Below are 13,224 nucleotides of genomic sequence, written 5' to 3'. Positions count from 1 at the left end.
GGAGATGATAAAAAATGACTGGAGAGAGTTCACAATTTGACGTTGTGGTTGTAGGCGGTGGCATTAATGGTACGGGGATCGCCATGGATGCAGCCGGCCGTGGCCTCAAGGTGCTGTTGTGCGAAATGAACGACCTCGCCTCAGCCACATCTTCCAGCAGCAGCAAACTGATTCACGGCGGGCTGCGTTATTTGGAACACTATGAGTTTCGCCTGGTTCGCGAAGCCTTGGCCGAAAGGGAATCGCTGTTACGGAACTCCCCCCATATCATGTGGCCCATGCGCTTTCGTCTGCCTCACCGTCCTCATCTTCGTCCTGCCTGGATGATCAGGATGGGGCTGTTCCTTTACGATCACCTTGCCAAACGCGAAATTCTGCCTGGATCAGGTTCCATCAAGTTCGATGAACAGGATCCGCTCAAGCCAGATATTACCCAAGGGTTTGAATATTCCGATGGCTGGGTTGATGACGCACGTTTAGTGGTACTGACGGCAAAAAAAGCGCAGGAGTGCGGCGCTACTATCCTGACCAGAACTAAATGTATCCACGCCGAGCGTGGCACAGATTCATGGAACATTTCGCTGCAAAACATGCATGACGACACTCTTCGCCAGGTTTCGGCGAAAGTGATTGTGAATGCGGCTGGGCCTTGGGTCAGTCGTCTGTTCAGTGAAAGTCTGTCGATGAAGGCACCGAAAACTATTCGCCTGGTTAAGGGCAGCCATATTGTGGTTCCCCGCATGAACAGGGATGCCGAGGCCTATATCCTGCAGAACGAAGATGAACGGATTGTGTTTGTCATCCCTTATGAGGATGAGTTCTCACTGGTTGGCACAACCGACGTGGACTATGAGGGCGATCTGAGTGAAGTGAAAATTTCGGCGGAAGAAACCAGGTATCTGCTCGATATCGTTAACTCACATTTCAAGCGTCAACTGACGGAAGTTGATGTTGTATGGTCCTATTCCGGCGTGCGTCCGCTGATGGATGATGAACAGGGCGATGCCAAGAAAGCCTCCCGAGACTATTCGTTTCAAGTCAGCAAGGAAAAGGGCAAGGCCGCGGTTATTTCGGTTTTTGGCGGCAAAATTACTACCTATCGTAAGCTTGCTGAAGTCGCAACTGACAAATTATGCATGTTCTTTCACCAACCCCGTGGTCGCTGGACAAAAACAGCTATCCTGCCGGGAGGTGACTTCGAAAACCATGCGGCTCTGGAGACCCAGCTATCGAAAGATTATCCGTGGCTTCCTGAGGCTATCTGCAGGCGCTATGTGCGCACCTTTGGCACCCACGCCTACGATATCCTGGGTCATGCACGATCTGTTGAGGAGCTCGGCTATCATTTTGCTGGCACGCTGTATGAACGTGAAGTGGAATACCTTATCCAGCACGAATGGGCGATGACCTCAGAGGATATCCTCTGGCGCCGCACCAAGCAGGGGCTCTATGCCAGCGAAGACGCTGTGCGTGAATTGAATAACTACCTGTCAGCCCATGGCAATCAGGATGAAGCCCAAGCTAGCTCAGGGTTGTACGGCTAGCTATTAGCTAGCCGAGCTTGCGGCGCCTGGGAATCTCTGGCGCAGAAAGGTTTCAAGGCGTAGTGCTATCGCCCCTAAACGCGAGTCCTGCATCGACCATTCAAGGCTGTCAAGCAGGTTACGCACCCCTAAACCGAGTTCGGTATCACCTTCCAGCAGCAGCTTACGTTGAAAGAACAGGCCGTCTGCATCGGCTTCCTGGCGGGCCAGTTGTAAAAAGGTGGGTAGATCTCCACTGATTTCAACCTCACCGGGCCTCTGGCTGAGTTGCAGGCGATCATTCGCCAGGGTCAGGGTGATGCTGATATCCAGGTCACGTAGCCTCAGACTGATAAAGCGTCCTTCAAGCAGATCAAATTCACCGGCAGCAATATAGTCCCCGAATAACTGGTTAAGCTGAGGCTCCAGCAACTGTCGCTTGAGACGCAGTGGTGCCCAGCGGTCCAGGTGATGAATCATACGGGCAGGCGTCGGCAGACGACGCGAAAGCGCAATGAACATGGAGTCTCCTTAATAAGCCGTTCTTGAGCATAGTAATCGGCTTTAACCCCAGGCTTGTTGATGTTAATCAAGCCAGCGTTAGTTCGCTGAGTTTACTCCGTATCATCATAATGAATGATGGAGAGTAGCCGGATAGGTACCTCGATGAGCGCTTCAGGGCCGTGAGGGATCTCTGCATCAAATGACAGGCTGTCACCCGGTCCCATCTCATAGAGGTGGTTGCCGTGGCGGTAGAGAATCTGGCCTTCCAGCAGGTAGATAAACTCCTGACCAGGATGAGAGAAGGTCGGGAAGACCTCGGCGGCATCATCCATGGTGATCAGAAACGGCTCGTAGCTTTTCTTGTTACCGCGCTGATAACTGAGCAATTGGTAGGTATGGCCTTTCTCTGTACCCCGGCGCACGACCTCCATCCCTTCACCTGATCGGGTCAGTTGAGCACCGCCTTCAGGGCGGTCATAGTCGCTGAACAGTGTGGAGATGGTCAGTCCTATGGCATCACAGAGACGGCTCAGGGTATCCAGACTGGTGGACACCTGGGCATTCTCAATTTTGCTGACCATGCCCTGGCTCAAATTGGCGATACGCGCCACATCAATAATCTTCAGGCCCTGCTCAACGCGTTTACGTTTTACTTTCATGCCGATGTATTGCTCAAGCCGAAGTTTGGGATCTTGTGGTGCCTGCATATCTGCTTTCCTTTGGTGCAAATTGTTGTGTTTATGCCCAATTTGGGTGCTGTCAGTGATTAAAAATCTCTAATAACTCAACGCGATTTTGGACTTAAAAGTTTCCTAAAAATATAAAAAAATTATCATAGGTAATATTTTCAGGCATTTATCACCCTTTAAAGCTAAACAATGGCCCAAGGTAGCAAAGCTGGCAAGCTTGTTGCTTTACTTTAAGGAAACTAATTTTCTTAAAAGTAAATAACAGGATTGCAACAATGGAAAGAACCTATCGGGTGGTTATCTCCTGTCCTGATCAAGTGGGCATAGTGTCCAGCGTCAGTGGTTTCATCGCCGGACAAGGTGGCTGGATCACCGAAGCGCACCAGTTTGCTGATGCCGAGCGTCAGCAGTTCTTTATGCGCTACGAAATTCTGGCCAGCTCTTTGCCTTACGACCTTGAGGGCTTTAAACACGAGTTTACACCGATTGCAGAACGTTTTGGTATGCATTGGTATGTCACCGATTCCGCGGTCCCCAAAAAAGTCGTGCTGATGGCATCCAAACAGGCGCACTGTTTGTCTGACATTCTTTATCGCTGGCGCAGTGGTGATCTGGCATTTGATATTCCCTGTGTCATTTCCAATCATGACGATCTGCGCAGTTATGTCGAATGGCATGGCATTCCCTACCTGCATCTGCCGGTGGACCCGAACAACAAAGAACCCCATTTTCAGGCAGTACGCGAACAGATCGCCGCAGTCGATGCTGATCTGGTGGTGCTGGCGCGTTATATGCAAATTCTACCGCCACAGCTGTGTGAAGACTATCCGGGTCGCATTATCAATATTCATCACAGTTTCCTGCCATCGTTTGTGGGCGCCCGTCCTTATCATCAGGCCGCTGAGCGCGGTGTGAAACTGATTGGTGCCACCTGCCATTACGTGACCTCGGAGCTGGATGCCGGACCGATCATTGAGCAGGACGTCGCCCGCGTTAATCATCATAACAGTACGGCGGACATGGTTCGCATTGGCAAGGACGTGGAAAAAAGCGTTCTCGCCCGCGGGTTGCGCTATCACCTGGAAGATCGGGTGCTGGTGTATGGCAATAAAACCGTTGTGTTTGCCTAGGAGAGCACTATGCCCTGGCGTTTACTTAAATATGGCTTGAGCAAATCGCATAACGAGCCGCGTTTCTTCCCGGACACTAAACCACTTAAGCCGCACTATGATGTGGTCATTATCGGTGGGGGCGGGCACGGGATGGCGTGCGCCTATTACCTGGCCAAGGAACATGGCATTACCAATGTGGCGGTGCTGGAGCAGGGGTATATCGGCGGGGGTAACACCGGTCGTAATACCACCATCGTGCGTTCCAACTACCTGACTCCGGAAGGGGTCAGGTTTTACGACACCAGTGTAAAGCTGTTTGAAGATCTGTCTGATGACTTCGATCTGAATATTTTTTACTCCACTCGCGGTCATTTCACCCTGGCGCATACCGACAGTGCTCTGCGCACCATGCGCTGGCGCGCTGAGGTGAACAAGCATATGGGTATTGCCAGTGAAGTGGTGGATCGTCAGCTGATCGCTTCGGAAGTGCCCTATATGGATCTGGATTGTGCTGGTCACAGCCCGGTGATGGGAGCCCTCTATCATGCACCGGGCGCTGTGGCACGTCATGATGCCGTAGCCTGGGGTTATGCGCGGGGGGCTTATAACCGCGGAGTGGAAATTCATCAGAAAACCCGTGTCACCGGTATCAGAACCCAGGGTGACAAGGTCTGTGGTGTGGACACTGACCGTGGCCGAATCAGCTGTAATCAGGTGGTGTCGATGGTGGCTGGATCCACCCCCCGCATTACCGAAATGGTCGGCATCCGCACCCCTATAGAGATTTTTCCATTACAAGCCTGCGTGACCGAACCGGTGAAGCCGTTTATGAACACCATCGTGGTATCCGGCAGCTTACATGTCTATGTCAGCCAGTCTTCCCGTGGTGAGCTGGTGATGGGGGCGTCGGTCGACCCGTCTGTATTGCATTCCACCCGCTCAAGTTTTGATTTCACTGAGGGTCTGTCTGACAAGATGCTGGATCTGTTTCCGTTTGTCAGTCGCCTGAAAATGATGCGCCAGTGGGCCGGGATGAGTGACATCACCCCGGACTTTGCGCCGATTATGGGCAAAACCCCACTGGACGGCTTCTACCTGGATGCGGGTTGGGGCACCTGGGGCTTCAAGGCGACACCGGTCAGTGGCAAAACCCTGGCCTGGACCCTGGCCAATGATCGCAACCATGAACTTATCGAACCTTTCCGTTTATCCCGCTTCGCTGACTTTGATCTGGTCGGCGAGAAGGGTGCGGCATCGGTCGGACACTGAGGAGACGACATTGAAATTACTCGATTGCCCGGTCATCGGCTCACGCCCGATCAGTGAATTTGACTATATGGGCGAGGTGCGTGTTCCGCCAACAGACGCTGATGAGTCTACCTGGAGTGACTATGTCTTTAATCGTAATGGCGCCCCTGGCGTGCTGAAAGAGTGGTGGTATCACCGCCCTAGTGGGCGCTGGTATGTGCTGTTGCGGGACACCCTGACCGACCGGATTACCGGCCACGTTGATATATCTGAGGTGCAGTATGAACTACCGTCTTGAACCCCAGCCGCTGGAGTGGATTGACCGGTCCGAAACGCTGCAATTTACCCTGGAAGGCAAGCCTTACAAAGCCTATCAGGGGGATTGCATCAGCTCGGCACTATTGGCGGATGGTCGCCGTGTGCTGGGGCGCAGCTTTAAATACCATCGTCCACGCGGTGTGCTGACCCTGGCTGATCACGACGTCAATGCGCTGTTTCAGTCATCAGAACGCCCCAATATTCGTGGAGACGTGACCCAGGTCACTGAGGGGCTGGCGCTCAGCCCCTGTAATGTCAACGGCACCCTGGAGAATGACAGTGACAGCCGCATTGGCTGGTTGTCACGCTTTATGCCGGTAGGTTTTTATTACAAGGCGTTTTATCAACCGCGGCGGTTGTTTCCTTTATGGGAAAATCTGATCCGTAAAAAAGCCGGTTTAGGGCAGGTGGATACCAGCTGGCAGGTTGAGCGTCAGGCCAAGTCCTATGCTTTTGCTGATCTGCTGGTGATAGGTGCCGGTGCTTCGGGAATGCAGTCGGCCTTGAGTGCCGCTGATGCCGGGCTGGATGTGGTGTTGGTGGATGAAAATCCGCATATTGGCGGTAGCCTGGATTACCAACTGGCGAATGACTCCAGTGTTGCCCCCGAGCGTCAACGGCTGAAAAACAGTGTCAGCCAACACCCCAATATTCGCGTGCTCACCGCTACCCTGGCCTGTGGCTGGTATACCGATCATTACCTGCCCTTACTGACACCCCAGGGCATCATCAAGTTACGCAGCCGTGCGGTCATTCATGCCGGTGGTGTGATGGAGCAGCCCGCAGTGTTTCGTAACAATGACCTGCCTGGGGTGATGATGGCCTCCGCTGCCCAGCGCCTGATCAGTCGTTATGCGATAAAACCGGGCCAGCGTGCCGTGGTGCTCTGTGCCAATGATGAAGGCTACCGGGCGGTACTGGATCTGTTGGATGCGGGTGTGGACGTGGTTGCGATCGCTGATCTGGGTGATCTGAACCTGCGCGGTGATACGGCCAGGCAGGTGGTGGCTAAAGGGATCAAGGTGCTACAGCAGCATGGGGTGTACGAAGCGCTGGGTCGACAGACGCTGACGGGCGTCAAGCTGGCACCTGTATCAGAAGGGCAGAGTGATCTGAGCCGACTGGAGCAGTTCGACTGCGACCTGTTGTTAATGAGCGTGGGTTGGGCACCGGCCGCACAACTGATCTATCAGGCTGGTGGCAAGCTGGCGTATGACTCAGGTCTTGAACAGCTATTGCCTGCACAGTTGCCTGAAGGCATCTTCGTTTGTGGCCGCCTAAACGGTGCTTATACTCTGGCGCAGCGCCTTGCCGATGCCCAGGCTGCAGCAGCAGAGGCCGTGGCCTGGTTAGCCGGTCAGCCGCAGCCGCGTGATCTGGCGGCGTTTCGTGACAGTCAGCCGCACAGCCATCCCTGGCCCATTATTGAGCACCCTAAGGGCAAGAACTTTATCGATCTTGATGAGGATCTGCAGCTCAAGGACCTCAGTAACGCTATGACGGAAGGCTTTGACAATATCGAATTGCTCAAACGCTTTTCAACTGTGGGTATGGGGCCGAGTCAGGGTAAGCACGCCAATATGAATGCTATCCGTGTGCTGGCGCGGCACCATAGCATCGGCATCGATGCCGCCGGTTCCACCACAGCACGCCCCTTCTTTCATCCGGTCCCTGTCTCCGCACTGGCTGGACGACGCTTTCGTCCGGAACGCCTGACTGCCTTGCAGCCGCTGCATCTGTTGTTGGGGGCACAGTTCATGGAGGCCGGTGTCTGGTTGCGTCCGGAATACTATGGTTCGGTTGCCGAGCGTGAAGTCTGCATCCGCAATGAAGTGCTGGCAGTCCGTCAGGGTCTGGGACTGATCGATGTCTCTACCCTGGGAAAAATCGAGGTCATGGGGCCGGATGCTGAGCGCCTGCTGGATCTGGTGTACACCATGAAGATGTCCAGCCTGGCCATCGGTATGACCCGCTATGGGCTGATGGTGGATGATTCGGGTGTCATTATCGATGACGGTATCGTCGCGCGAGTCAGCGATGATCGTTTCTATGTCACTGCGACCACCAGCCATGCCGATGCCACCTTTAAGATCCTGTCCAAACAGATTCAGTTCTGTGGCCTGAATGTGCGGCTGGTTAACCGTACCGGTTCACTGGCGGCGATGAATCTGGCCGGTCCGCATAGCCGACGCATCTTGTCAGCACTGACAGATATCGATCTGGATGACGCTGCGTTTCCCTATCTGGGCATGCGTGAAGGCCAGTTGTGTGGCTATCCCGTGCGCCTGATCCGCGTGGGCTTTGTGGGTGAGCTGGGTTACGAGATCCATCTGCCGCAAAACGCCGCTATAGCGGTATGGCAAGCATTGATGCAAGCCGGTTCAGCCGTCGGTATTCGCCCGTTTGGTGTTGAGGCCCAGCGTATTTTGCGACTGGAAAAAGGCCACATTATTGTCGGTCAGGATACCGATGGTTTGACCAATCCTTTCGAAGCCGCGATGAGCTGGGCGGTACCGCTGAAATCGAAACTCTGGTTTACCGGAAAACCGTCACTGGCATTGCTGAAAGAGCGTTGTAAACGCCGTCTGGTGGGTTTCCGTCTGGCTGAAGGAGCCCCGAATAACCTGGTTAAAGAGTGCCATCTGATCATAGAAGAGGGCGAAATGGTCGGTCGGGTGACCAGTGTGGCGCTTAGTCCGTCACTGGGTTGCGTGATCGGACTGACGATGTTGGATCTGCCGCTGGCAGACCAGGTGAAAACGATCGAAATTCGTACGGATCAGGGGATGCTGGTGTCTGCTGACCTCTGTGATCTGCCCTTTTATGACCCGCAAGGGGCGCGTCAGCGTGTTGATATCGAGGAGGTTGCCTGATGAGTGCCTTGAAACTAACTCCGCTGGACGCTTGGCAGGTGTGGATACTTACCGGCCCTGAGAGTAGCGCAGCGCTGCAACACGCCGAACTCCCTGTGCCTGAACAGCCGTTTGAAGCCGTTATGCACAACGGCAATCTGGTGGCTAAAACCGGACGTGATGAGTTTATGGCCTTTGTGACGCCTGAGGCTCGTCAGCCGGTGGCTGACTGGTGCTTTCGCCGTCATGACAGCATTTTTCAACTCAGTGGTACGGCCTGGATGGCGGTGATGGCGCAAGTTTGCCAGTTCGATTTTCGTCAGTTGCAGCCAGGTGAATGGCAGATGCTGGCGGTCGCCGGGGTGAACTGCTGGCTGTACCTCAGCGCCGAACCTGAGACCCGACTGCTGATCGGTTGTGATCCCGGATTTTCTCAATACCTGCAAGACAACTTGGATGCCGTCATCGCCGATGTCGGTCTGACTTCAGAATACCCAGGAGGTGCATAATGTTGCCCACAGATGTTCAGAGCTTTATCACAGAGAAACAGATTAAATACGTACTGGCCCAGTTCGTCGATATTCACGGCGTGGCCAAGACCAAATCCGTGCCAGTGCATACCCTGATGGATGTGGTCAATAAGGGGGCTGGGTTCGCCGGTTTTGCGGTCTGGGGTATGGGGATGGAGCCCCACGGCCCGGATTTTATGGCACGCGGTGATCTGAATACTCTCAGTGCTGTGCCTTGGCAGCCAGGGTATGCCCGCCTTGCCTGTGATGGTTATGTGAATAATCAACCGCATGCCTATTGCAGCCGGGTACTGCTCAAGCAACAGCTGGAGCGACTGACGCAACGCGGCTGGACCCTGAACAGCGGACTGGAGCCGGAATTCTCGCTGTTCCGTAAAACAGCTGATGGCAAACTGATACCGGTTGATGAGAGTGATGTGCTGGACAAACCCTGTTATGACTATAAAGGCCTGTCCCGCTCACGTGAATTTCTGGAACAACTGGTTGAATCGCTGCAAGCGGTGGATTTTGATGTCTATCAGATCGATCACGAAGATGCCAACGGTCAGTTTGAGATCAATTACACCTACAGTGATGCCCTGACCTCGGCGGACCGCTTTACCTTTGTGCGTATGGCCGCCGGTGAAATCGCCAACAAACTGGGCATGGTCTGCTCCTTTATGCCCAAGCCTGATTCCAGTCGTACCGGTAACGGCATGCACTTCCATCTGTCGATCTGTGATGAAAGCGGTCGTAACCTGTTCAATGATGACAGTGATCCGCTGGGAATGGGTTTGTCGAAGATGGCCTATCACTTTACCGCGGGCCTGCTGCATCATGCTCCGGCCCTGTGTGCCTTTGCGGCGCCCACGGTCAATTCCTATAAGCGCTTAGTGGTCGGACGTTCCTTGTCTGGCTCCACCTGGGCACCGGCGTATATCTGTTATGGCGACAACAACCGCTCCGCCATGGTGCGCGTGCCCTATGGCCGCCTGGAGTTCCGTCTACCGGATTCCGGTTGTAATCCCTATCTGGTGCATGCCGCACTGATCGCCGCCGGACTGGATGGTATCGAGCGCGAGCTGGATCCTGGCGAGCCGCACAATATCAATCTGTACGAACTGGATCGTCAGCAGTGCCTGGAAAAGGGTATCGGCATCCTGCCGCAGAATCTGGATGAAGCCATCAATGCGCTGGAAGCCAACCCCATGTTCAGTGAGGCGTTGGGTGCTGACTTTGTACAGGAATTTATCAATATCAAGCGTATGGAGTGGGTGGAGTACAGCCGTCATGTCTCCGACTGGGAACTGAAACAGTACGCTGAATTTTTCTGATCTGGTTTTGTTGAGGATAACGTTATGTGTGGAATTGTAGGGCTCTATTTAAAAAATCCGGCGCTGGAAGCGCGCCTGGGTGAGCTGTTCGAACCCATGTTGATCGCCATGACAGATCGTGGACCAGACAGTGCGGGTTTTGCGATTTATGGTGATGAAGTGGCCGAAGGCTATATCAAGCTGACGCTACGCCATCCGGATGCGGATTTTGACTGGGAAGTCCTGGCTGAACTGGCCAAAACCCAGTTGAGTGCCAGTCTGGAGTGGTTTCAGAATGCCAACGTGGCGGTCTTTAAGCTGGAAGCTGAAGAGTTCGCTGCCCGTGACTGGTTTGCCCAGCATGCGCCGGAGGTTCTGATACTGAGTGTTGGCAGGTCGATCGAAATTCTCAAAGAAGTCGGACTGCCGGTTGATATTGCCAGCCGCTTTTCACTCTCAGGTATGCAGGGTAGCCATATTATCGGCCACACCCGCATGGCAACCGAATCAGCCGTCACCATGGAGGGTAGCCATCCTTTCTCAACCGGTATGGACCTGTGTCTGGTGCATAACGGCTCGCTGTCCAACCACAACCGCCTGCGTGAATCGCTGCGTCGGGAAGGGATCAGTTTTGAAACTGAAAATGATTCTGAAGTGGCGGCAGGCTATCTGACCTGGCGTTTACGTCAGGGTGACAGCCTGAAACAGGCGCTGGAAAGCGCGCTAAAAGATCTGGATGGCTTTTTCACTTTTACCGTAGGTACGCGTAATGGCTTTGCTGTGATTCGCGACCCTATCGCCTGCAAACCGGCGGTATTGGCCGAAACCGAAGATTATGTCGCCATGGCATCTGAATATCAGGCGCTGACCAGCTTACCGGGTATCGAAAAGGCCCATGTCTGGGAACCCGATCCCGCCACCGTTTATGCCTGGGAACGCCAAGGTCAGTGAGGAGCAAGAGTATGAAAACAATAGATTTAGATCAGAGTAGTGTGCGTGAACTTAACCAGGCGCTGCATGATCAGGCGCAGGAATGTACCGAGCGCGAATGGCAGGTGACCCATCCGGCAGGCAAGCACAACCTCGCCTGTGGCCTCGACCAGAATCTGTCCATCGATATCGTCGGTCATGCCGGATATTACTGTGCCGGTATGAATAAAAAAGCCCACGTGGTGGTGCATGGCAATGTCGGTCAAGGCGTTGCAGAAAACATGATGTCCGGCAGTGTCAGAGTCAAGGGCGATGCCTCCCAGTCAGCCGGTGCTACCGGACATGGCGGGCTGCTGGTGATTGAAGGCAATGCCGCGGCACGCTGTGGCATCTCCATGAAAGGCATTGATATCGTGGTCAAGGGCAGTGTCGGTCATATGAGCTGCTTTATGGGCCAGGCCGGTAACCTGGTGGTTTGTGGTGATGCTGGCGATGCCCTTGGCGATTCTTTGTACGAGGTGCATATCTATGTCAAAGGACAGGTTAAGTCGCTGGGTGCGGATTGCATCGAAAAAGAGATGCGTGATGAACATCTGCAGGAGTTGGGTGCGCTGCTAAACCGCGCCGGTGTCGATGAAGACCCTGCCAGCTTTAAGCGCTACGGCTCCGCCCGTAATCTCTACAACTTCAAAGTCGATAATGCGGCCGCTTACTGAGGATAGCATCATGAGTGACATAAATGTAAAACCGGGTCTGCGTGAGTCAGCCACCTTTGATCGTCATACCATCGCTGAAATTCAGCGTGCCGCCGATACCGGTATCTATGATATCCGTGGCTTTGGCGCCAAGCGCCGTGTGCCCCACTTTGATGACCTGCTGTTTTTAGGAGCCAGCATGTCGCGTTATCCGCTCGAAGGCTACCGGGAAAAGTGCAATACCCAGGTGGTACTGGGTGACCGTTTTGCCAAAAAACCTATCGTAATCGAAACCCCCGTCACCATTGCCGGTATGAGCTTTGGTGCCTTGTCGGCTAATGCCAAAGAGGCGTTGGGTCGTGGTGCATCGGCCGTCGGTACCTCTACCACTACCGGTGATGGCGGCATGACCCCGGAAGAACGTGGCCAGTCGAGTAAGCTGGTGTATCAGTACCTGCCATCGCGTTACGGCATGAACCCGGATGATCTGCGCAAAGCCGATGCCATCGAGGTGGTGCTGGGGCAGGGCGCCAAACCCGGTGGTGGCGGTATGCTGCTGGGACAGAAAATCACCGACCGTGTGGCGATGATGCGCACCCTGCCCAAAGGCGTGGATCAGCGTTCGGCCTGTCGTCACCCTGACTGGACCGGCCCGGATGACCTGGCAATCAAGATCCAGGAACTGCGTGAAATCACCGACTGGCAGGTGCCTATCTATATCAAGATCGGTGCGACGCGTACCTATTATGACGTCAAGCTGGCGGTTAAAGCCGGTGCCGATGTGATTGTACTGGACGGGATGCAAGGCGGCACGGCAGCCACCCAGGATGTGTTCATCGAACATGTCGGTATTCCCACCATGGCGGCGATTCCCCAGGCGGTACAGGCCCTGCAGGAGATGGGTATGCACCGTAAGGTGCAGTTGATTGTCTCCGGCGGCATCCGCAATGGGGCCGATGTGGCCAAGTGCATGGCCCTGGGTGCCGATGCCGTAGCTATTGGCACGGCCGCACTGGTCGCGCTGGGTTGTAACCACCCCAAATGGCAGGCTGAGTACGAGAAAATCGGTTCCGCCGCCGGCTATTACGATGATTACCATGAAGGTAAGGACCCCGCCGGTATTTCCACCCAGGACCCGGATCTGATGGGACGGCTGGACCCGGAAGAGGGCGGGCGACGTCTGGCCAACTACTTGCGGGTACTGACACTGGAAGCACAAACCCTGGCACGCGCCTGTGGCAAGAATGACCTGCGCAATCTGGAGCCGGAAGATCTGGTCGCGCTGACCGTTGAAGCCGCAGCGATGGCGCGCGTGCCTTTGGCCGGTACGCAGTGGATACCCGGTCAGGGATACTAAAGCACTTAGTCAGCAGTAGAGCTGTAGAGTCTATCTGTCAAAACCGGCGATTGGGCCGGTTTTTTCTTTGGTGTAGTACACACGAGGCTAGCCTCCGATTGTAGGAAATAAGATGGACCCGCCCCCCTAACAATGTGCCATGCTTAATCTGTAGAGAAAGCAAACCGGCATCTG

12 protein-coding genes are annotated in these 13,224 nt (G+C 54.4%); 10 read left to right on the top strand and 2 right to left on the bottom strand.

Going from position 1 to position 13,224, the window contains the following annotated elements; all coding sequences use genetic code 11:
- Positions 1 to 14 precede the first annotated feature (14 nt).
- Entirely contained in the window at positions 15 to 1,544 is a 1,530-nt protein-coding gene (glpD, locus tag ACN0R1_RS14405) for a glycerol-3-phosphate dehydrogenase (protein WP_417584039.1), read from the top strand.
- A gap of 3 nt (positions 1,545 to 1,547) precedes the next feature.
- On the opposite strand, the gene ubiT is transcribed toward glpD, so the two are convergent.
- Together ubiT and ACN0R1_RS14395 are read right to left on the bottom strand one after the other, a co-directional pair.
- The gene (ubiT, locus tag ACN0R1_RS14400; protein WP_417584036.1) at positions 1,548 to 2,045 is read right to left on the bottom strand and encodes a ubiquinone anaerobic biosynthesis accessory factor UbiT; all 498 of its coding nucleotides are present in this window, start codon (positions 2,043 to 2,045) and stop codon (positions 1,548 to 1,550) included.
- Positions 2,046 to 2,137: 92 nt separating this feature from the next.
- On the bottom strand, positions 2,138 to 2,734 hold the full coding sequence (locus tag ACN0R1_RS14395) for a helix-turn-helix domain-containing protein (protein WP_151057125.1): 597 nt from the start codon (positions 2,732 to 2,734) through the stop codon (positions 2,138 to 2,140).
- 257 nt (positions 2,735 to 2,991) lie between these two features.
- Between ACN0R1_RS14395 and purU the strand changes: the two genes are divergently transcribed.
- The 9 genes from purU to ACN0R1_RS14350 are packed head-to-tail and all read left to right on the top strand — an operon-like array spanning position 2,992 to position 13,050.
- Entirely contained in the window at positions 2,992 to 3,846 is an 855-nt protein-coding gene (purU, locus tag ACN0R1_RS14390) for a formyltetrahydrofolate deformylase (protein ID WP_151057123.1), read from the top strand.
- A gap of 9 nt (positions 3,847 to 3,855) precedes the next feature.
- A complete protein-coding gene (locus ACN0R1_RS14385; RefSeq protein ID WP_151057121.1) occupies positions 3,856 to 5,097 on the top strand; it encodes an FAD-dependent oxidoreductase in 1,242 nt (413 codons plus the stop codon).
- Positions 5,098 to 5,107: 10 nt separating this feature from the next.
- The gene (locus tag ACN0R1_RS14380; RefSeq protein WP_151057119.1) at positions 5,108 to 5,374 is read left to right on the top strand and encodes a sarcosine oxidase subunit delta; all 267 of its coding nucleotides are present in this window, start codon (positions 5,108 to 5,110) and stop codon (positions 5,372 to 5,374) included.
- On the top strand, positions 5,358 to 8,267 hold the full coding sequence (locus ACN0R1_RS14375; RefSeq protein WP_417584034.1) for a 2Fe-2S iron-sulfur cluster-binding protein: 2,910 nt from the start codon (positions 5,358 to 5,360) through the stop codon (positions 8,265 to 8,267). Before ACN0R1_RS14380 ends, ACN0R1_RS14375 begins: the two co-directional genes overlap by 17 nt.
- The gene (locus tag ACN0R1_RS14370; protein WP_417584032.1) at positions 8,267 to 8,755 is read left to right on the top strand and encodes a hypothetical protein; all 489 of its coding nucleotides are present in this window, start codon (positions 8,267 to 8,269) and stop codon (positions 8,753 to 8,755) included. The genes ACN0R1_RS14375 and ACN0R1_RS14370 overlap by 1 nt, the downstream gene beginning before the upstream one ends.
- On the top strand, positions 8,755 to 10,089 hold the full coding sequence (gene glnT / locus ACN0R1_RS14365; RefSeq protein WP_417584030.1) for a type III glutamate--ammonia ligase: 1,335 nt from the start codon (positions 8,755 to 8,757) through the stop codon (positions 10,087 to 10,089). Before ACN0R1_RS14370 ends, glnT begins: the two co-directional genes overlap by 1 nt.
- Before the next feature lie 24 nt (positions 10,090 to 10,113).
- Entirely contained in the window at positions 10,114 to 11,019 is a 906-nt protein-coding gene (locus ACN0R1_RS14360; RefSeq protein ID WP_151057111.1) for a class II glutamine amidotransferase, read from the top strand.
- An 11-nt stretch (positions 11,020 to 11,030) separates the two neighbouring features.
- Positions 11,031 to 11,714, top strand: a complete 684-nt coding sequence (locus ACN0R1_RS14355; protein WP_417584028.1) for a protein glxC — start codon at positions 11,031 to 11,033, stop codon at positions 11,712 to 11,714.
- Positions 11,715 to 11,724: 10 nt separating this feature from the next.
- Positions 11,725 to 13,050 (top strand): FMN-binding glutamate synthase family protein, encoded by a 1,326-nt coding sequence (locus ACN0R1_RS14350; RefSeq protein WP_417584026.1) that lies wholly within the window; start codon positions 11,725 to 11,727, stop codon positions 13,048 to 13,050.
- Positions 13,051 to 13,224: the final 174 nt, after the last annotated feature.

The organism is Nitrincola sp. (genome assembly GCF_048264025.1).
In the GTDB taxonomy this organism is placed as follows: domain Bacteria; phylum Pseudomonadota; class Gammaproteobacteria; order Pseudomonadales; family Balneatricaceae; genus Nitrincola.
The sequence above is the reverse complement of the archived record's forward strand: the minus strand, read 5'-3'. Positions and strand labels throughout refer to the sequence as shown.